This window comes from Micromonospora sp. NPDC051196 (genome assembly GCF_040682415.1).
Lineage (GTDB): Bacteria > Actinomycetota > Actinomycetes > Mycobacteriales > Micromonosporaceae > Micromonospora.
On the sequence record NZ_JBFBAY010000014.1, the window covers coordinates 110,708 to 129,440 of the forward strand.

Genomic DNA, 18,733 nt, shown 5'->3' on the forward strand with positions numbered 1-18,733 from the left:
GGCCGGCGGGTTGGTCCGTGGACGGCGACACGCCGGACGACTCGCCGTTGAACTGGCTTTCGATGGCCGTACCTCCACGTGCCGGCCCATCGCTGGGCACCCCCGGTGGAACACTCTAGACCTGCGGGGACCCACCCCCGTCACGCCTCGCCCTCTCTGCCGAGCCTAGGCCGCTGTTGCCAGCCCATCCTGAGCAGGCAGGACGCGAGGGTGTTTCGCATTCACCGTTTCACAGTTAGCGTGCACACGTGGCCACCGACAGCGAGAATCTGCGCCACCGGCTGGACCGGGCGACCCGGCACCTCGACCCGCCGTACGCGGTGATCGACCTCACCGCCTTCGACGCGAACTCCGCCGCGCTCGTCTCCCGAGCCGGCGGCAAGCCGCTGCGGCTCGCCAGCAAGTCGCTGCGCAGCCGCGAGCTGATCGCCCGTGCGCTGGCCCGCCCCGGCTGGCACGGAGTGATGGCGTTCACCCTGCCCGAGGCGATCTGGCTGGTCCGGCTCGGCGTCACCACCGACGTGCTGGTGGCGTACCCCACCGTCGACCGGACCGCGCTGGCCGAACTCTCGGCCGATCCGGCCCTTGCCGCAGCCATCACCCTGATGGTCGACGACCCCGGTCAACTGGACTTCTGCGATGCCGTGCGGTCCCCCACCAGCCGACCCGAACTGCGGGTCTGCCTCGATTTGGACGCCTCATGGCGGCTGCTGGGCGGCCGGGTGCACGTCGGCGTACGACGCTCACCGGTGCACAGCGCCCACGCCGCCGGCCGGTTGGCCGCCACCGTCGCCGCCCGGCCGGGCTTCCGGCTGGTGGGCCTGATGTCGTACGAGGCACAGATCGCCGGTCTCGGCGACGCGCCACCCGGGCAGGCGGCGCTCAGCGCCGCGATCCGGCTGGCCCAGCGCGGGTCGTACCGTGAACTGCTGGCGCGCCGCGCTGCGGCGGTGGCCGCCGTGCGTGACCACGCCGACCTGGAATTCGTCAACGGTGGCGGCACCGGCAGCGTGGCCGCGACCAGCGCCGATCCCGCGGTCACCGAAGTCACCGCGGGATCAGGGCTGTACGGACCGACGCTGTTCGACGGATACCGGGCCTGGCGTCCCACCCCGGCGGCCTTCTTCGCCTGTGCGGTGGTGCGCCGGCCGGCACCCGGTCTGGCGACCGTGCTCGGCGGCGGCTGGATCGCCTCCGGTTCGGCCAGCCCCAGCCGGCTGCCCCGACCGTGGCTGCCCACCGGGCTCAAACTGATCGGCGCCGAAGGAGCCGGCGAGGTGCAGACCCCGTTGACCGGCAGCGCAGCCGCCACGTTGCGCATCGGCGACCGGGTCTGGTTCCGTCACGCGAAGTCCGGCGAGCTGTGCGAACGCGTCAACGAACTGCACCTGGTGGACGGGGACGAGGTGGTGGCCACCGTGCCGACCTACCGGGGCGAGGGTCACGCCTTCCTGTGAGCCCGCTCGGCCAGGGCGAGTTCCGCTCGTCGGCCGTGGGGCAGGCTCGTCACAGGTTCGGCGGGTGGAGCGGGGTGTCCGCAGGGCCGCGCCGGGCGAGACGGCGCACGTCAGGCGGGCTGTGCCGCCGCCTCTGCGGACTCGACGATCTGGTCGTCGGCCGGCTTGGCAGGCTGCACGACCGGCCGGTGACCGGTGTCGCCCCGAGCGTCGACCTGACGGTGCAGGTAGTCGCGGATGAGCGCCTTCGCCTCGACCAGCACCCGGTCGTCGCCGTCCGGCTTACGCCGGAACGCGAGCTTGATCAGCGCGTCGGCCACCTCCACCGCGATCTCCAGGTGGAAGCGCAGGTCGGGCACGTCGGCGAGCCCGAAGCGTTCGGTGAGCACCCGCGCCAACTGGTCGGCGATCACCCCGTTGTTGTCCCGCTGCTCATCGAGCAGATGCAGGTCGACCACGTCGCCGAAGTGCAGGGTACGGAACCCGGGAACGGTACGGTGCATCGTGATGTACTCATCGATGCCCGCGTCGACTCCGTCCCACCAGTGGGTCAGATCGTCCGAGGCGAAGCGCTCGTCGAGCCGCTGGAGGTAAGCCTCCATCGTGCGCAACGTCAGCGCCTGCACGATCGCCCGCTTGTCCGGAAAGAACTGATAGACCGACCCGATCGCCACCTCTGCCCGCTCGGCGAGCAGGGTGGTGGTCAGCCCTTCGTACCCCACCTCGTCGACGAGTTCGGCGCAAGCGTCCAGCATCCGCTGGACCCGCGCGACGCTACGACCCTGCACCGGAACCCGGCGCAGCGGCCCAGTCGTGGCGGCTGAAGTGGACACTCGCCACCCCCTCTCGACGGATGAACATATCTACACGTCACCAGTTCGTGACTACCGGTACAACGAGCGAATCTCGATTGCGGTGTTTACCAGGGACAACGTTCCTGATATGAACTCGGTTCATATTCACTTGAAGGAGCGCCGATGCCTGGAAGCAGCGCCACCGAGGCCACTACCTGGTCGAACTGGGCCGGCAACCAGCACAGTGCGGCAACCGCCGTCCTGCGCCCCACCACCGTTGCCGAGGTCGTCGAGCTGGTCCGCTCCGCCGCCGAGGCCGGTGCCCGGATCCGCCCGGTCGGCAGCGGCCACTCCTTCACCCCCGTCGCGGTCGGCGACGGCAGCCGGATGGACCTGGCCGGACTCGCCATCGACGTACAGGTGGACGTCGATCGACGTCTCGTCACCGTACCGGCCGGAATGACCCTGCGGCAGCTCAACGCGCTGCTGGCAAGTCACGAGTTGGCGCTGCCCAACCTCGGCGACATCGACGCACAGACCGTGGCCGGGGCGATCTCCACCGGCACCCACGGCACCGGCGCGGCATACGGCGGGCTGGCCACCTTCGTCGCGGCGCTGACCCTGGTCACCGGCACCGGAGAGGTGCTGCACTGCTCCGCCGAGGAGCATCCCGACGTGTTCGACGCGGCCCGGATCTCGCTCGGCACGCTCGGCGTACTGGTCGATGTGACGCTGCGCTGCGTGGACGCCTTCGTGCTGCGGGCGCACGAACGTCCGGCGGCCCTGGACACCGTACTGGCCGACCTGCCCGGCCTGATCGGTGCGCACGACCACGTCGAGTTCTTCTGGTTCCCGTACAGCAGCCGGGCACAGCTCAAGGTCAACGACCGGGTACCCGCCGACGATCGTCCGTTGCCGCGCTGGCGCGGCTGGCTCGACGACGACTTCCTCGCCAACACCGTCTTCGCCGGGGCCTGCCGGCTCGGCCGCGCGATGCCGGCCCTCGCCCCGATGATCAGCGCCGTCTCCGCCCGCGCACTGACCGAACGCATTTACACCGGCCGTTCCGACACGGTCTTCTGCACCCCGCGCCGGGTCCGCTTCGTGGAGATGGAGTACGCGCTACCGCGCGACACCCTGCCCGAGGCGCTGCGCGCGCTCCGCCGGATCATCGACCGGCTGCCGTTCCGGGTGCTCTTCCCGGTCGAGGTGCGTTTCACCGCCGCCGACGACATCTGGCTGTCGCACTCGTACGGGCGCAAATCGGCATACATCGCCCTGCATCAGTACGTCGGCATGCCCTACGAGCCGTACTTCCGGGCCTTCGAGCAGGTGGCGACAGAGTTGGGCGGCCGTCCCCACTGGGGCAAACTCCACTGGCGCGACGCCGCCTCACTGGCCGACGCCTACCCCCGCTGGCAGGACTTCCAGCACACCCGCACCCGCCTGGATCCCCACCGAACCTTCACCACCCCCCACCTCACCGCACTCCTCGGCTGACACCGACGTGGATCTTGGTACGGGGCTGCCCCTGGAGGGACACTTTCGTACCAAGATCGGCGTTGGGGTTATTCGGTACGGGCGGGAGCGGCTTTTTTGGCGGGGGTGGCCTTGGTGGCCTTTGCGGAAGCGGCCTTCGCGGGGGTGGCCTTGGTGGCTTTGGCGGGGGTGGCCTTGGTGGCTTTGGCGGGGGTGGCTTTAGTGGCCTTGGTGGCTTTAGTGGCTTTGGCGGCCTTGGCTGGGGCCTTCTTGGCGGTGGTCTTCTTGGCGGCCTTCTTGGGGGCGGGGCCCTTCGCCCGCTTTTCGGCGAGCATCTCGGAGGCCTCCTCCAAGGTCAGTGCCTCCGGGGTCTGGCCGCGCCGCAGGGAGGCGTTGGTCTCCCCGTCGGTGACGTACGGGCCGAACCGGCCGTCCTTGATGACCAGCGGCTTCTCGGTCAGCGGGTCGGCGCCCATCTCCCGCAGCGGCGGGGCGGCGGCCCGACGCTGGCGGGTCTTCGGGGCGGCCAGCAGAGCCAGCGCCTCGTCGAGCGTGACGGTGAACATCTTGTCTTCCGAGTCCAGTGAACGGAACTCGTCGCCACGCTTGACGTACGGGCCGTAGCGGCCGTTGTTGGCGAACACCTCGGCGCCGTCCGGTGCCAAGCCGATCAGGCGCGGCAGGCTGAGCAGCTTGAGCGCCTCGTCGAGGGTGAGCGAATCCGGCGACTGCGAGCGCAGCAGGGACGACTTGCGTTCCCCGCTGGCCACGTACGGGCCGAACCGGCCCGACTTGAGCAGGATCGGCTCCCCGGTCGCCGGGTCGTCGCCGAGCTTGCGCTCGCCCCCGCCGCCGAGGAACAGCTCGTGCACCTTCTCCGGGGTCAGCTCGTCCGGCGCCAGGCCCTCGGGGATCGGCGCCCGGTCGCCCGGTGCCGCGCCCTCCTCGCCCTCCGCCTTCGGCGCGGGCTGCTCGCCGGGCAGCGCCCGTTGCAGGTACGGCCCGAACCGGCCGACCCGCACCACCACCTCACGCCCCTCGTCATCGGTGAACAGCGGGATCGAGTTGACGCTGCGCGCGTCGATGTCGCTGAGGTTCTCGGTGACCAGCTTCTTCAGCCCGCCCGAGCGGGCGATGTCCTGGTCACCGACGCCGTTGGTGGTGCCGAAGTAGAACGCGGTGAGGAAGTCGACCGCCGCGTGGTCACCACCGGCGATCTCGTCCAGCTCGTTCTCCATGCTGGCGGTGAAGTCGTAGTCGATCAGGCGCGGGTAGTGCCGCTCCATCAGCCCGATCACCGCGAACGCCAGGAACGACGGGATCATCGCCTGACCGCGCTTGACGACGTACCCCCGGTCCTGGATGGTCTGCATGATCGAGGCGTACGTTGACGGGCGGCCGATGCCCAGCTCCTCCAGGGCCTTGACCAGCGACGCCTCGGTGTAGCGGGCGGGCGGCTGGGTGTGGTGACCCTGGGCCGCCAGCTCGTCGGCGGTCAGCGGCTGGTCCTTCACCAGGTTGGGCAGCCGGCGCTCGGCGTCCTCGGCCTCGGCGTTCTCGTCGTCGCTGGACTCGACGTACGCCCGCAGGAAACCCGGGTCCGTGATGGTCTTGCCGGTGGCGCCGAAGTCGGCCTCCTCACCGGCCGAGGTGGTCGCCCGGATCCGCACCGAGACGCTGGAGCCGACGGCATCGGTCATCTGCGAGGCGATGGTACGCCGCCAGATCAGCTCGTAGAGCTTGTACTCCTCGCCGGACAGTTCCTTGGCCACGTCGCCCGGGGTGCGGAAGTTGTCCCCCGCCGGGCGGATCGCCTCGTGCGCCTCCTGCGCGTTCTTCACCTTGCCGGTATAGCGGCGCGGCTCCGGCGGCACGCTGCGCTCGCCGTACAACTCGACGATCTGCCGACGAGCCGCCGCGATGGCGGTCTCCGACAGGTTCACCGAGTCGGTACGCATGTAGGTGATGTAGCCGTTCTCGTAGAGCCGCTGCGCGGTGCGCATCGTCTGCTGCGACGAGAACCGCAGCTTGCGGGCCGCCTCCTGCTGGAGGGTGGAGGTGATGAACGGCGCGTACGGGCGACGCCGGTACGGCTTCTCCTCGACCCGGGTGACGGTGAACGGCCGCCCTTCGAGGCGGGCGGCCAGCCCTCGGGCCCCGCTGGAGTCGAGGTGGACGACCCCCGCCCCGGCGCGCACCTTGCCGGTGGTCGGCTCGAAGTCCTTGCCCGTGGCGATCCGGTCGCCGCCCAGCGCGACCAGGGTGGCGTTGAAGGTGCGCGGCCCCTCGCCCGGCTTCGCCACCGCCAGGGTGGCCAGGATGTCCCAGTACTCGGCGGTGCGGAAGGCCATCCGCTGCCGCTCGCGTTCGACCACGATCCGGGTCGCCACGGACTGCACCCGGCCCGCCGACAGCTTCGGCATGACCTTCTTCCACAGCACCGGGGAGACCTCGTAGCCGTAGAGCCGGTCAAGGATGCGCCGGGCCTCCTGGGCGTCGACCAGATCACGGTCGATCTCGCGTGGGTTGGCCACGGCCGCCTGGATGGCCGGCTTGGTGATCTCGTGGAAGACCATCCGCCGGACCGGCACCTTCGGCTTGAGCGTCTCCACCAGGTGCCAGGCGATCGCCTCGCCCTCGCGGTCCTCATCCGTGGCGAGGAGGATCTCGTCGACCTCCTTGGCCAGCTTGGTCAGCTTGCTGATCTGCTGCTTGCGGTCGGCGGAGACGACGTAGAGGGCGTGGAAGCCGTTGTCCACGTCGACGCCGAGCCGGGCCCACGGCTCGCCCTTGTAGCGGGCCGGCACGTCGGCGGCGTTGCGCGGCAGGTCGCGGACGTGCCCGAAGCTGGCCTCCACGACGTACCCCGGGCCTAGATAGCCCGAGATCGTCTTGGCCTTCGCCGGCGACTCGACGATGACCAGACGGGTGGTTCCAGCGTTACTCGGCACTTCGGTTTCGACCTCATTCCCACTCGTGGCCGCGCCTGACCGGATCGGGGCACGCTCGACCCTCGATACCCGGCGGTCCGGATGTCCAACGTAACGCGCCGTCCGTGTTTCGGGTTTCGCGGGCGGCAATCCGCTCGGAACGATCAATGGTCACGCCGAACGGCGTCACCGTACACCCTGGGTAGGGTGTAAAGCGTGCCACTGTGACCATGGCAGCCCCTCGGTGGAGGTGGAACCCAGCCGATTCTCCCGGCGTGCGCTGACGCCCGGCTGTCCCAGATCGGACAGCCGCCGCCCGGCCGGTCGCGGACCGGCCCGGCTTCCGTCAGCCGGTCGGTCGCCGACCGGCGGCAGACCCCGGGAGGGCCGCTCAGTCGCGGACCGGCCAGGCTCCGGGCGGCGCGGCGGGTGGAGCTTCGCCGACCAGTTCCGCCAGCCGCAGCACCCGGCGTCGCCCGGCGATCCGGTACGCGGGACCACCCGCGCCCGGCTCGACCAGTTCGCCGACCAGCCCGGCCCCGACCAGAGCCGCACCGACCATCGTCCAGCGATCCGGATCGACGCCCCCGAGGTGCAGGAGGACCTCCGATGGGTCGACCACCCCGGCGGCGGCGAGCCAGAGCCGTAGCCGCCGGCCGTCCAACTGGAAGCCGGCCGGCGGTTGCTGCGTCGGGCCGCGCAGCCACGCCGCCGCGAGCGGCACGATCGCCCGGGTGTACGCGGTCCGCACGGCGTACCGCTGGTCCTCGGTCGGCGTCCAGGTGGCCCGGACGCCGCGCCGGGCCAGTTCGGCGACGAGCACGTGTACCCGCCATCCGGCGTCCACCACCACGGACAAGCGGGCGGTGCCGCCCATCCGGTGCACCTCGCCCGGTCCGGCGAGCAGGCCGGCAAGATCGGCGACCGAGGGTTCGGCGGTCTCCGCACCGAAGAAGACCAACTGCCGGTCGCCGGCCGTCGCGCCCGTCTCCTCGCGGGGACCGGGGTCCGGCGCGATCGGCCGTACGCGGGGCCGCGGGGCGGTCGGTGACGCCGCAGCGGGCACCGGGAAGGACACCGGCAGCGGTTGCGCCGCCGATGTCTCACCGGAACCGCTCAATGGCATTCGGGTACCTCGTCGAAGGCGCGCTTCAACTCCTCCGAGTTGAGTCGGCTGGTGTCCAACGCGCTTGCGTCGTAGTCCTGCTGCAACGTCTCCACCGCCGTCTGCACGCCACCGTAGAAGACGCCGGCCTCACCCGTGCTCAGCCCGTCGATCGTGGTTCGGGCCCGGCCGTAGGCGTCCCGCATCGACGCGAGCGAGGTCCGGAAGCCTTCGGCGATCTCCGCGCCGTTCTCGACCGTGGGCACCCCGGCCTGCTCCACCTTGCGGCGAGCGTCCTCACTGGCCTGCTCGGCTCCACCGAAGAGCCGGACCAGGTTCTCCTTGGCCTGCGCGGGGGTGGTCTGCGCGGTCATCTGCTGGTCGGTGCTGCTGGTCAGCTTGCTGATCTCGGCACGCCACGGGGTCAGCGCCGAACACACCGACGCGGCCCACGCCCGGGGACTGGGACCGCTGGACCCGCAACCGGTCAGCAGGACCAACGTAGCCAGGACCACCGTCAGCATTCTGGCGGCGTCCGCCCGGCACGTACGCATGCGTTGCAGCGTACGGCCTCCTCCCCCGGTCGGCACCGGTCAGGCGGACCGGCCGCAGCGGGGACCGGTCCCCGGGCGGCGGTGGCCGCTGCCCGGGGACCGGTGATGCTGACCGGAGGGTCAGGCCTTGATCTCCTCCGGGCGCGGGTCGGCGGTACCGGATCCGCTGTCGGAGCTCTCGTCGAGCGCGATGCTCTTGCGCTTGCTGAACATCACCGCCGCGACGACGATCAGCGTCGCCACCACCGCGATGGTGATCCGCAGGCCGACGTTGCGGTCGTCGCCGATGCTCCACGCCACCACGGCCGGCGCGATCAGCAGCGAGACCAGGTTCATCACCTTCAACAGCGGGTTGATGGCCGGGCCGGCGGTGTCCTTGAACGGGTCACCCACGGTGTCGCCGATGACGGTCGCGGCGTGGGCGTCGGAGCCCTTGCCGCCGTACGCGCCGTCCTCGACCATCTTCTTGCTGTTGTCCCAGGCGCCACCGGAGTTGGCCAGGAAGACCGCCATCAGCGTGCCGGCCCCGATCGCACCCGCCAGGTACGACGCCAGCGCGCCGGGCCCGAGGCCGAAGCCGACCGCGATCGGCGCCATGATCGCCAGCAGACCGGGGGTCAGCAGTTCGCGCTGCGCGTCCCGGGTGCAGATGTCGACGACCTTGCCGTACTCCGGGCGCTGGGTGCCGTCCATGATGCCGGGCAGCTCACGGAACTGCCGACGGACCTCCATCACCACGGCTCCGGCCGAGCGGGAGACCGCGTTGATGGCCAGGCCGGAGAAGAGGAACACCACCGCCGCACCGATGATCAGGCCGACCAGGTTCTGCGGGTTGGCCACGTTCAGCGCGTTGAGGATCTCGGCACCGACGTCGGTCACCCCGGCATCGGCGTACGCGATGCGCAGCGTGTCGGTGTACGAGCCGAACAGCGCGGTCGCGGCCAGCACCGCCGTGGCGATCGCGATGCCCTTGGTGATCGCCTTGGTGGTGTTGCCCACCGCGTCCAGCTCGGTGAGCGTACGGGCGCCGTGCTCGTCGATGTCGCCGGACATCTCGGCCACACCCTGGGCGTTGTCGGAGATCGGGCCGAAGGTGTCCATCGCGACGATCACGCCGACGGTGGTGAGCAGACCGGTACCGGCCAGCGCCACGGCGAACAGCGACAGCGTGATCGAGCCGCCGCCGAGCAGGAACGCGCCGAAGACACCGGCGGCGATGAGCAGCGCCGAGTAGACCGCCGACTCCAGGCCGACGCTGATGCCGGCGAGGATGACCGTCGCCGGGCCGGTCTGCGAGCTCTTGCCGATGTCCTGCACCGGACGACGGTTGGTCTCGGTGAAGTAGCCGGTCAACGCCTGGATGGCGGCGGCCAGCACGATGCCGATGACGACCGCGCCGATGACCACACCACGCGGGCCGAACGGCGGGTCGCCGCCGTCCACGCCGAGCGCGGTCCGCCAGTCGTCGCCGAGCTGCGCGGCCCAGGACGGCTGGAGGTAGACGAAGGTGGCCACCCCGACCAGCACCGCCGAGATCAGCGCGGAGAGGTAGAAGGCCCGGTTGATGGCGGTCAGGCCGTTGCGGTCGGAGGCGCGCAGCTTGGTGATGAAGACACCGATGATGGCGACCAGCACACCGATGGTGGAGATGATCAGTGGCAGTACCAGGCCGTCGGTGCCGAACGCGGCGCGACCCAGGATCAGCGCGGCGACCAGGGTGACCGCGTACGACTCGAACAGGTCGGCGGCCATGCCGGCGCAGTCGCCGACGTTGTCGCCGACGTTGTCGGCGATGGTGGCCGCGTTGCGCGGGTCGTCCTCGGGGATGCCCTTCTCCACCTTGCCGACCAGGTCGGCGCCGACGTCGGCGGCCTTGGTGAAGATGCCGCCGCCGACCCGCATGAACATGGCCAGCAGGGCGGCGCCGAAGCCGAAGCCCTCCAGCACCGTCGGCGCGTCACCCCGGAAGATCAGCACCACCAGCGCGGCACCGAAGAGGCCCAGCCCGACCGTGAGGAACCCGACCACCCCACCGGTCCGGAAGGCGATCTTCATGGCCACTTCCCGGCCACCCTCCCGCTCCCGGGCGGCGGCGGCCACCCGCAGGTTGGCCCGGGTGGCCAGCCACATGCCGGCACCGCCGATGAAGGCGCTGAACAGCGCACCGACCACGAAGAAGAGCGAACGGCCGATCTTCACCGCGGTCTCGTTGCCGTCGGTCTGGTGCACCGGCAGCAGGAAGAGCAGTACTACGGCGATCACCACGAAGATCGCCAGGGTCCGGAACTGCCGGAACAGGTAGGCCGAGGCGCCCTCCTGCACGGCCCCGGATATCTCCTGCATTTTCTCGGTGCCCTTGCCGGCAGCCAGCACGGTCTTCGTCAACGCGGCAGCGAAGGCGAGCGCTACCAGCGCGATCACCGCAGCGATGACGACGTACGTGACATTGGCCCCGGTCAGGGAGATCGCGCCGCCGCCCTCGGCGGCCAAGCTGTCGGACATCTGTGTCCTCCTGTGCCGAACAACGCGCCGGCCGGTGGAGACGCACCGACCTGCGCCTGGATGCGAATTTCGCAAGTGCGCACTGAGCCACCCTCGGCGAACCAGCGCCTCCACGCCCATCTGCGCTGGCTGCCCGATGGATCACTTGCTGACAACCCGCGTACTGTAGCCCTCCGCAGTGTTCGAGGTCACACCGAGGTGGCGCCGTGTCGCGATGATCTTCGTCGCTGTGTTATGAACCGAAATCTGATATAGGGACGGATCCATGGCAAAGCCGCCGCATTCCCTGGTCAGGGAAGGCGGCGGCGGTCAGCGAGCTAATGGGTCAGCGGGTCAGCGGCCAGACCATCCGGACTTCGGTGCCGATCCCGTCATCGACCGGGCGCACCTGTAGGTCCTCCACGAAACCGGCGAGCAGCGCGAAGCCCACCCCGGTGGTGAGGTCGTCCTCGTTGAGCGACTCGTTGGCCAACTGGTCTGCGTCGAGCGCGGCGAGGCCGATACCCGCCTCGATCGGCGCCCGGTCGACCACCCGCACCGCGTACGCCCCCGAGTCGGACATCTCCACGAGCACCGGGTCGGCCAGCCCGTACTGGCGGTGCAGGGCGACCGCACGGGTGCACGCCTCGCCGATGGCCAGGCGTACCTCGTCGAGCAGGTCCTCGCGTACCCCTGCCCGCCGGGCGACCGCCACCCCGACCAGGCGAGCGGTACGCACATGCACCGGCGCCGGGGAGAAGGAGAGCCGTACCGTGGCCATCACGCGCCGACGCCGGTCGCCGCTTCGACCGTGGGATGCAGTGGGAACACCTGGTCCAGCGCGGTGATCCGGAAAATCTTGAGCAGCGGCTCCTTGTCGCAGACGAGGGCGAAGGTGCCCTCGGCGGTACGCAGTCGCTTGAGCGCGCCGACCAGCACGCCCAGCCCGGTGGAGTCGAGAAAGTCGACCCGACCCAGGTCGACCACCACGTGTCGGGCACCGGAGTCGATCAGCTCCAGCAGCCGCTCGCGCAGTCGGGGGGCGGTGTAGACATCCACCTCACCGCCGACCTCGAGCACCGTGTGCTCCCCCACGGTGCGGGTCGCCAGCGACAGCTCCATCGGTCCTCCCTCGACGCGGCCGTAAGCTCTCTGGGCATCTAACCACTACCCCCGACGCCGCCCGACGACTCACCGGGGGCCGGACTCACCGCATCGGTGGGTCAATTTCCCATTTCCGAACACCAGTGCGAGAGTGCAGGACGTGACCTCGGCAGCCAGCGTATCCGCCGGCCGGGGCCGCGAGCCGGGCCCCGCCCCGGTTCCGGCCGCCGCGCCGGGCGACCTGCTACGCCAGTTGCGGCAGCGGCACGCCACCGATCCGGTCACCCATGTCGAACGGGTGCCGTCCCGGGCCGGGACACCCGCGCCCTGGCCAGGGTGGGCTCCGGAGGAACTGCGCACAGCGTATGCCCGGCGGGGGGTGACGGCACCCTGGCGGCACCAGGCCGAGGCCGCCGAGCTGGCCCACGAACGGCGGCACGTCGTCGTCGCCACCGGCACCGCCTCCGGCAAGTCGCTGGCGTACCAACTGCCCGCGCTGGCCACCCTGCTCGCCGACCCCCGCGCCACCGTGCTCTACCTGGCACCGACCAAGGCGCTCGCCGCCGACCAGTTACGCGCCGTCGCCGAGCTGGAGATCGATGGCGTACGCCCGGCCTGCTACGACGGTGACACCCCACGCGCCGAGCGGGAGTGGATCCGACGGCACTCCCGGTTCGTGCTGACCAACCCGGACATGCTGCACCACGGCATCCTGCCCGGTCATGCGCAGTGGTCGGGATTCCTTCGCCGGCTGCGGTACGTGGTGATCGACGAGTGCCACGTCTACCGGGGAGTGTTCGGCTCACACGTCGCCCACGTGCTGCGCCGGCTCCGCCGGCAGTGCGCCCGGTACGGCAATCCCACCGGCCCCACCTTCGTCCTGGCCTCGGCGACCTCGGGCGATCCGGCGGCAACAGCCGGCCGACTGATCGGCCTGCCGGTGGCGGCGGTCACCGAGGACACCTCACCGCGAGCCGGGGTGACCTTCGCGCTCTGGGAGCCACCGCTGCTGCCCGCCGAGCCGTCCTCGCCGCCGTCCGCCGCCGCACCTGCGCCCCGCCGCGATCCGGATGCCCCACGATCCGCCGCGCCGCCCGGTCACACCCACGACGCCGAGACGGTCGACCTCACCCAGGTCCGCCGGTCGGCGCTGCGGGAGACCGCCGACCTGCTCGCGGACATCGTCGCCGCCGGCGTGCGTACGCTGGCGTTCGTCCGCTCCCGACGGGGTGCCGAGGTGGTGGCGACCAGCGCGCGGCGCAGCCTCGACGAGGCGGTACCCGGGCTCGGTGACCGGGTGGCCGCCTACCGCGCCGGCTACCTGCGCGAGGAACGGCGTGAGCTGGAGCGGGCGCTGCTGCACGGCGACCTGCTCGGCCTGGCCTCCACCAATGCCCTGGAGTTGGGCGTCGACCTGGTCGGGCTGGACGCCGTGTTGATCTGCGGGTACCCCGGCACCCGGGCGTCCCTGTGGCAGCAGGCCGGCCGAGCCGGGCGTTCCGGGCAGGAGGCCCTCGCGGTGCTTGTCGCGCGGGACGACCCGCTGGACACCTATCTGGTGCACCATCCGGAGGCGCTCTTCGGCGCACCGGTGGAGGCCACCGTGCTCGACCCGGCCAACCCGTACGTGCTCGGGCCCCAGTTGGCCTGCGCGGCGGCCGAGGCCCCGCTGACCGTGGCCGACCTGGAACTGTTCGGCGACAGCGCGAAGGAGACCGTCGAGGCGTTGGTCGAGGCGGGCGCGCTGCGACAGCGGCCGACCGGCTGGTACTGGCGGCACCGGGAACGACCCGAGGTGGACCTGCGTGGCGAGGGTGGCGCCCCGGTCTGCGTGGTGGAGGCGGCGACCGGCCGGCTGCTCGGCACCGTCGACGGCGGTTCGTCGCACTTCCTGCTGCACCCCGGCGCGGTCTACCTGCACCAGGGGGTGTCCTACGTGGTCGACACCCTGGACCTCGAAGACGGATGTGCACTTGTCCATCCCGAGGAGCCGGACTGGTCCACCCACGCGCGGGACGTCACCTCGCTGTCGGTGGTGTCGGTACGCTCGTACGTCGACGCCGGGCCGGTCGGGCTGTTCCTCGGCGAGGTGGACGTGACCAGCCAGGTGGTGTCGTACCAGCGGCGACGCATCGCCACCGGCGAGGTGATCGACACCCGGCCGCTGGACCTGCCGACGCGGGAACTGCGGACGGTCGCGGTCTGGTTCACCCTCTCGCCGGAATCGCTGACCACGGCCGGGGTGGACCCCGCCGACGTGCCGGGGGCGCTGCACGCCGCCGAACACGCCGCGATCGGGCTGCTGCCGCTGTTGGCCACCTGCGACCGCTGGGACATCGGTGGGCTCTCCACCGCGGTGCACCCGGACACCGAGGCGCCGACGGTCTTCGTCTACGACGGTCACCCCGGCGGGGCCGGTTTCGCGGAGCGGGCGTACGGCACCGCCGCCGCCTGGTTGAAAGCCACCCGGGGCGCCATCGACGAGTGCGGCTGCGAGGCCGGCTGCCCGTCCTGCGTGCAGTCACCCAAGTGCGGCAACGGCAACAACCCGCTGTCCAAGTCAGGGGCCGTCCGGGTGCTCGACGTGGTGCTGGCCAACCTGCCGAACTGACGCCAGGCATAAAACCCGACGCGTACGGGCAAGAACGCTGGGAGCGCTTCCATTGATGCTCGTCGGACTGCGCTCGCCGTTCGCCGTTTCGCCCGCGCACGTGAGGAGGGGCCGTGGCCGACACCATCGCCGAGACCGTCGACCTGCTCTACACCATCGACCAGGAGAAGCTCAGCGTCGATCAGCAGATCGCCCTGAGCACGGCGCTCGCCACCCTGGCTCAGGCCGAACGGCTGGATCAGATCAACGAACGGCTGCGCACCATCCAGCAACTGCTCACCAACGTGACGCACCGGTCGACCGTCGACGGGATTCGCTGAGCCGCCCCTCAGCGCCGTCCGCGTCGTGCCCGCTCAGTGCCACCGTTGCCGGGCTGTGCGACACTCCGGCGCATCAGAGTTGAGGAGACTTCATGCAGCTCGACAGCCTGCAGTCGCAGCACCAGTTCCACATCCGTCAACGGATCCGTTTGATGGTCAACCAGTACGAGGTCCACAGCGTGGCCCCGGACGGCACCGAGGGCGGTCTGCTGGCGTTCGCCCAGCAGAAGCGGCTCGCCTTCAAGGAGCAGGTGACGATCTACACCGACGACTCGAAGCAGCAGCCGCTGCTCGGGTTCAAGGCCCGGCAACGCCTCGACCTCGCCGCCACGTACGACGTCACCGACCACGCCGGCAACTCGATCGGCCTGTTCCGCAAGGACTTCGCGCAGTCGTTGCTCCGGTCGACCTGGCACGTCGAGCAGGCGGGCCTGCCCGCCGTCACCGGCCAGGAGCGCAGCATGCCGGTGGCCCTGCTGCGCCGCTTCATCGACTCGCTGTCCTGGCTGCCCTACCACTTCGACTTCGTCGCCGGTGGCCAGCCGGTCTTCTCGGTGATCAAGAAGTGGGGTCTGCGCGACCGCTACGTGGTCGAGATTCAGCACCCGCAGATCGACCGCCGCCTGGTGATCGCCATGGCGATCGCGCTGGACGCCCTCCAGAGCCGCTGACCGCCCCGGGGGCGGCCACTTGATCCTCAAGCTGGTTGAGCCCGCAGGATCGTCTCGTTCAGCCAGTCGGCGATCAACGGGAGCGATGATGGATCTCGATAATCCGGTGCTCAAGCTGTGCCAGGACGGGATGCGGGCGGAGGCGGAGGGACGAGCGGCCGACGCACGGGCGTTGTTCGAACGGGCCTGGGCGAGGCGTACCGACAGCTATGACGCGTGCATCGCGGCGCACTACCTGGCCCGCCACCAGGACCACCCCGAGGAGGTCCTGCGGTGGAACCAGGAGGCGCTGCGGCAGGCCGACGCCGTCGATGACACCAGGATCAGCGCCCTGTACCCATCGCTGCACGTGAGTGTGGCGATGGCGTACGAACGGCTGAGCAATCTCGCCGCCGCACGCGCCGCCTTCGCGCGAGCGGCCGACCATGTCGCCGTGTTGCCGGCAGACACGTACGGCGAACAGCTCCGGACGGCCATCACCGATGGTCTTCGCCGGTTGAGCTGACCCCGTCCCACGCCAGAGTCAGCCGCGCAGCGGCCCGGCTCGGGAGGTTGCCGTGGCGACCCGCGTCAGTCCGGGCAACGGCTGCACGGTCAACTCCGCCGTGACCAGGACATCAAGCCCGTCGATCTGGCACGACACCAACCGGGCGCCGTTCGCGGCGACGATCTCGGCAGCCCGCGCACACACCGTCGGCTCGTCCTGAAGGGCCCGGGCGGCACCGGCCAAGGCGCCGAAGTCGGCGGCGACCCGGGCCTGCTGGCGAGCCATCCGGGCGGTGCCGACCCCGGCGGCGAACAGGCCACCCAGGACGAACACCAGCCCCGCCGCCAACAGGCAGATGGTGGCCCCGCCACGGTCCCGATCGGTGGTCGCCGAACGGGACGACGCCCGCTCCGAGGTCCTCATGGCTGCGGCTCCGGTGCGCCCGGCTCGACGACTGCCACGGCCCCGCCCACCACGGTGATCGCCGGAAGCTCACCGCCGAGTACCCGTACCGGAGCCCGCACCGTCGCCCGGACCAGGTCACCGTCCAGCACGACGGTCACCGTCGCATCCGGCGGTGCGTACCGGCTGCCGGCAGGTGTGCCGTCCTCGCCCCGGGAGGCGGCCAACGCCGCCTCCCGGGCCGCATCCAGGCAGGCCGACTTGGTGCTGACCGCGTTGACGGCGGTCAGGCCGGTGAGCAGGAACAGCAGCAGCGCCGGCAGACCGGCCGCCATCTCGGCGGTGAACGAACCTCGGTCACGACCGGCCAGCCGGCGCCCGGTCACTTCAGCGCCCGATCGATGACAGCCGCCAACGCCGACTGCACGCTGTCGGAGGTCAGTACCTTGAGCAGGATGCCACCGAAGGCCACCGCCGCGAGCGTCCCGACGGCGTACTCGGCGGTGTTCATCCCGGCGTCCCCGCGCAGGCGGGCGAGCATTTTGCGCACGTGTTCGTCCTCTCTCGATGGATTCACAGCACGTCGCCGAGCACGGCGACGATCACCGGCACCAGGCCGGCGAGAATGAAGGCGGGCAGGAAACACAGGCCCAGGGGCAGCACGATCAACACACCCGACCGACGGGCAGCCGCCTCGATCGTGGTGACCCGGTCGGCACGCAGGTCATCGGCGAGCCGGGTCAGGGCGCCAGCCAGGGCCGACCCGCTGCTTGCCGAGCGAACGGCGGCGGTGGCGACCCGCTGCCCACCCGGCACCGCCGACAGATGCGCCCAGGCCTCCTGCGGCAACCCGCCGAGTTGCAGCGTCCGGCCGACCCGGCGGAGTTGCTCGGCCAGTGGACCGCCAAGCGCGTCGGCCACGGCGATCACCGAACGCTCCACCGGTGCTCCGGCCCGCAGCGCCGCAGCCATCAGGTCGGCGGCGAGCGGCAGGTCAGCGGCGGCCCGCAGCCGTCGGTTCCGGTCGGCAGGGTGCTCGATCCGCCGGAGCAGCCGGTCCAGCAGCACCGCGATGAGCAGGGCGCTCACCATGCCGGGCCAGCCCTCGACCAGTACCGCCACGGCCACCCCGGCCAGGGCGGCAGCAAGGCGGATGCCGTCCACTCGGCGACTGGTGGGCGTACCGCTGGCATCGCCGCCGGAACCATCACCGGGCACCCGGCCAACCGTTGTGGAGCCGTGGGTGGTCAACCGGCGTAGTCGTCGCCGGGGACGGCGCCGGTTGACGGCCACCGTGGCGAGCAACGCGGCGCCGGCCAGGCAACCCACCGCCAGCGTGATACCGGACATCAACTGGCTCCGTCCGCCACGGCGCCGAGGCGGTCCGCCCAGAGCAGCCCGACCACCTGTAGGGCGACGGCGGCGACCGCGCACCCGCCGCCGATCGGGGTGTGCAGCAGGACCTGGAGCGGATCCACCCCGATGCCGTAGCCCAGGCCGATGCCGCCCAGCGGCAGGGCGGCCAACAGCCAGGCGGTCGCGCGGGCACCGGCCGCCTGCGCGGCAGCAGCGGCCACTCCCCGGTCGGTCGAGCGGGCGTCGGCTTCGATCCGCTCGATCAGATCGGCCAGCGGTGCCCCCGTACGATCGGCCAGCCGCACCGCCGCCTGCGCCAACTGCCCAGGGCGATCCGGCGCAGCGACGCGGCGGCCCGGCCCTGGCAGATCGCCTGCCTCGGCCTCCACGGTGTCGGGCAACACGGACCGGCCCACGCCGCCGGTCTCGTCCCTCGGCCGTTGCGTTCGTCGGGCCGACCCAGCTACCGGCATGGACGCCACCGGCTCCTCAGTGGCGGCCGGCACCGAACGGACGAGCCCCAAGGCCTCCGCGGCCACCGGCACCGGTAGTCCCGCCCTGAGATCGGCGGCGAGGGCGCACAACTGGTCCAACCGCTCCCGTCGCATTCGCACCCGGAGGACCGCCGCACCGCGTCGGTGCAACGCCCGCACACCCAGCGCGCCGTACCCGCCACAAGCGACCGCCGCCACCGGCCCGGCGAGCAGACCGGAGACCCCGGCGCCGAGCAGCACCACAAGCAGCAAGTTGCGCCGCAGCAACCCCGACCACCGTCGTGCTCCGGCGGCATTCGCTCGGATCGGCGGGCTCGACACCGGCCGGAACCCAAGCTCGGGCTCAGCGGTCGGCGGGTCAGCACGCCTCAGGTCGGAACCGGTCGGCACGGGCGGCGTACGGCCGGACGTCGGCGGGCGTCGGCTTCCTCGCCATTGCGGCGGCCGAGTCGTGGCCGGCGGTCCGGCGGTCGCTGCCCGTACGACGG

Annotated in this window: 18 protein-coding genes; 6 read left to right on the forward strand and 12 right to left on the reverse strand. The window is 71.2% G+C overall.

What is annotated here, in order from left to right:
* The first annotated feature begins 248 nt into the window (after positions 1-248).
* On the forward strand, positions 249-1,457 hold the full coding sequence (locus AB0M35_RS23855) for an amino acid deaminase/aldolase (RefSeq protein ID WP_363747961.1): 1,209 nt from the start codon (positions 249-251) through the stop codon (positions 1,455-1,457).
* Positions 1,458-1,567: 110 nt separating this feature from the next.
* Here the strand turns inward: AB0M35_RS23855 and AB0M35_RS23860 are convergent, their stop codons facing one another.
* A complete protein-coding gene (locus AB0M35_RS23860; RefSeq protein WP_363748005.1) occupies positions 1,568-2,212 on the reverse strand; it encodes a TetR family transcriptional regulator in 645 nt (214 codons plus the stop codon).
* A gap of 222 nt (positions 2,213-2,434) precedes the next feature.
* Here AB0M35_RS23860 and AB0M35_RS23865 point away from each other — a divergent pair, with 222 nt between their 5' ends.
* On the forward strand, positions 2,435-3,751 hold the full coding sequence (locus tag AB0M35_RS23865; RefSeq protein WP_363747963.1) for a D-arabinono-1,4-lactone oxidase: 1,317 nt from the start codon (positions 2,435-2,437) through the stop codon (positions 3,749-3,751).
* Positions 3,752-3,819: 68 nt separating this feature from the next.
* On the opposite strand, the gene topA is transcribed toward AB0M35_RS23865, so the two are convergent.
* The 6 genes from topA to AB0M35_RS23895 all read right to left on the reverse strand — a co-directional run bounded on the left by topA (position 3,820) and on the right by AB0M35_RS23895 (position 11,922).
* The gene (topA, locus tag AB0M35_RS23870) at positions 3,820-6,681 is read right to left on the reverse strand and encodes a type I DNA topoisomerase (protein ID WP_363747964.1); all 2,862 of its coding nucleotides are present in this window, start codon (positions 6,679-6,681) and stop codon (positions 3,820-3,822) included.
* Between the two features lie 370 nt (positions 6,682-7,051).
* The gene (locus AB0M35_RS23875; protein ID WP_363748007.1) at positions 7,052-7,780 is read right to left on the reverse strand and encodes a hypothetical protein; all 729 of its coding nucleotides are present in this window, start codon (positions 7,778-7,780) and stop codon (positions 7,052-7,054) included.
* Positions 7,777-8,319, reverse strand: a complete 543-nt coding sequence (locus AB0M35_RS23880; RefSeq protein WP_363747966.1) for a hypothetical protein — start codon at positions 8,317-8,319, stop codon at positions 7,777-7,779. Before AB0M35_RS23880 ends, AB0M35_RS23875 begins: the two co-directional genes overlap by 4 nt.
* A gap of 120 nt (positions 8,320-8,439) precedes the next feature.
* Positions 8,440-10,821, reverse strand: a complete 2,382-nt coding sequence (locus AB0M35_RS23885; protein WP_363747968.1) for a sodium-translocating pyrophosphatase — start codon at positions 10,819-10,821, stop codon at positions 8,440-8,442.
* Positions 10,822-11,146: 325 nt separating this feature from the next.
* On the reverse strand, positions 11,147-11,581 hold the full coding sequence (locus AB0M35_RS23890; protein ID WP_363748008.1) for an ATP-binding protein: 435 nt from the start codon (positions 11,579-11,581) through the stop codon (positions 11,147-11,149).
* Positions 11,581-11,922 (reverse strand): STAS domain-containing protein, encoded by a 342-nt coding sequence (locus tag AB0M35_RS23895; protein WP_363747969.1) that lies wholly within the window; start codon positions 11,920-11,922, stop codon positions 11,581-11,583. Before AB0M35_RS23895 ends, AB0M35_RS23890 begins: the two co-directional genes overlap by 1 nt.
* A gap of 142 nt (positions 11,923-12,064) precedes the next feature.
* Here AB0M35_RS23895 and AB0M35_RS23900 point away from each other — a divergent pair, with 142 nt between their 5' ends.
* From AB0M35_RS23900 to AB0M35_RS23915, 4 genes are all read left to right on the forward strand, one after another.
* A complete protein-coding gene (locus AB0M35_RS23900) occupies positions 12,065-14,515 on the forward strand; it encodes a DEAD/DEAH box helicase (protein WP_363747971.1) in 2,451 nt (816 codons plus the stop codon).
* Between the two features lie 113 nt (positions 14,516-14,628).
* Positions 14,629-14,835 carry a hypothetical protein gene (locus tag AB0M35_RS23905; RefSeq protein ID WP_363747972.1) on the forward strand — a complete coding sequence of 69 codons (207 nt, stop codon included), beginning with the start codon at positions 14,629-14,631 and terminating at the stop codon, positions 14,833-14,835.
* 92 nt (positions 14,836-14,927) lie between these two features.
* Positions 14,928-15,506 (forward strand): hypothetical protein, encoded by a 579-nt coding sequence (locus tag AB0M35_RS23910; RefSeq protein WP_363747974.1) that lies wholly within the window; start codon positions 14,928-14,930, stop codon positions 15,504-15,506.
* 88 nt (positions 15,507-15,594) lie between these two features.
* Positions 15,595-16,011 carry a hypothetical protein gene (locus tag AB0M35_RS23915; RefSeq protein WP_363747976.1) on the forward strand — a complete coding sequence of 139 codons (417 nt, stop codon included), beginning with the start codon at positions 15,595-15,597 and terminating at the stop codon, positions 16,009-16,011.
* Positions 16,012-16,029: 18 nt separating this feature from the next.
* On the opposite strand, the gene AB0M35_RS23920 is transcribed toward AB0M35_RS23915, so the two are convergent.
* The 5 genes from AB0M35_RS23920 to AB0M35_RS23940 are packed head-to-tail and all read right to left on the reverse strand — an operon-like array spanning position 16,030 to position 18,512.
* Positions 16,030-16,416, reverse strand: coding sequence for an Rv3654c family TadE-like protein (locus AB0M35_RS23920; RefSeq protein ID WP_363747978.1), 387 nt, complete (start codon positions 16,414-16,416; stop codon positions 16,030-16,032).
* A complete protein-coding gene (locus AB0M35_RS23925) occupies positions 16,413-16,781 on the reverse strand; it encodes a TadE family type IV pilus minor pilin (RefSeq protein ID WP_363747980.1) in 369 nt (122 codons plus the stop codon). Before AB0M35_RS23925 ends, AB0M35_RS23920 begins: the two co-directional genes overlap by 4 nt.
* Positions 16,778-16,936, reverse strand: a complete 159-nt coding sequence (locus AB0M35_RS23930; RefSeq protein ID WP_013731057.1) for a DUF4244 domain-containing protein — start codon at positions 16,934-16,936, stop codon at positions 16,778-16,780. Before AB0M35_RS23930 ends, AB0M35_RS23925 begins: the two co-directional genes overlap by 4 nt.
* A 32-nt stretch (positions 16,937-16,968) precedes the next feature.
* Positions 16,969-17,745 (reverse strand): type II secretion system F family protein, encoded by a 777-nt coding sequence (locus AB0M35_RS23935; RefSeq protein WP_363747982.1) that lies wholly within the window; start codon positions 17,743-17,745, stop codon positions 16,969-16,971.
* Positions 17,745-18,512, reverse strand: coding sequence for a hypothetical protein (locus AB0M35_RS23940; protein WP_363747984.1), 768 nt, complete (start codon positions 18,510-18,512; stop codon positions 17,745-17,747). Before AB0M35_RS23940 ends, AB0M35_RS23935 begins: the two co-directional genes overlap by 1 nt.
* Between the last annotated feature and the right edge of the window lie 221 nt (positions 18,513-18,733).

What these genes read in the sequence shown, in the direction of transcription:
- AB0M35_RS23860 (WP_363748005.1), bottom strand. Translation starts at nt 2,212, where the DNA reads ATGCTGGACGCTTGCGCCGAACTCGTCGACGAGGTGGGGTACGAAGGG.
- AB0M35_RS23865 (WP_363747963.1), top strand. Translation starts at nt 2,435, where the DNA reads ATGCCTGGAAGCAGCGCCACCGAGGCCACTACCTGGTCGAACTGGGCC.
- AB0M35_RS23880 (WP_363747966.1), bottom strand. Translation starts at nt 8,319, where the DNA reads ATGCGTACGTGCCGGGCGGACGCCGCCAGAATGCTGACGGTGGTCCTG.
- AB0M35_RS23885 (WP_363747968.1), bottom strand. Translation starts at nt 10,821, where the DNA reads ATGTCCGACAGCTTGGCCGCCGAGGGCGGCGGCGCGATCTCCCTGACC.
- AB0M35_RS23890 (WP_363748008.1), bottom strand. Translation starts at nt 11,581, where the DNA reads ATGGCCACGGTACGGCTCTCCTTCTCCCCGGCGCCGGTGCATGTGCGT.
- AB0M35_RS23895 (WP_363747969.1), bottom strand. Translation starts at nt 11,922, where the DNA reads ATGGAGCTGTCGCTGGCGACCCGCACCGTGGGGGAGCACACGGTGCTC.
- AB0M35_RS23910 (WP_363747974.1), top strand. Translation starts at nt 14,928, where the DNA reads ATGCAGCTCGACAGCCTGCAGTCGCAGCACCAGTTCCACATCCGTCAA.
- AB0M35_RS23915 (WP_363747976.1), top strand. Translation starts at nt 15,595, where the DNA reads ATGGATCTCGATAATCCGGTGCTCAAGCTGTGCCAGGACGGGATGCGG.
- AB0M35_RS23920 (WP_363747978.1), bottom strand. Translation starts at nt 16,416, where the DNA reads ATGAGGACCTCGGAGCGGGCGTCGTCCCGTTCGGCGACCACCGATCGG.
- AB0M35_RS23930 (WP_013731057.1), bottom strand. Translation starts at nt 16,936, where the DNA reads ATGCTCGCCCGCCTGCGCGGGGACGCCGGGATGAACACCGCCGAGTAC.
- AB0M35_RS23935 (WP_363747982.1), bottom strand. Translation starts at nt 17,745, where the DNA reads ATGTCCGGTATCACGCTGGCGGTGGGTTGCCTGGCCGGCGCCGCGTTG.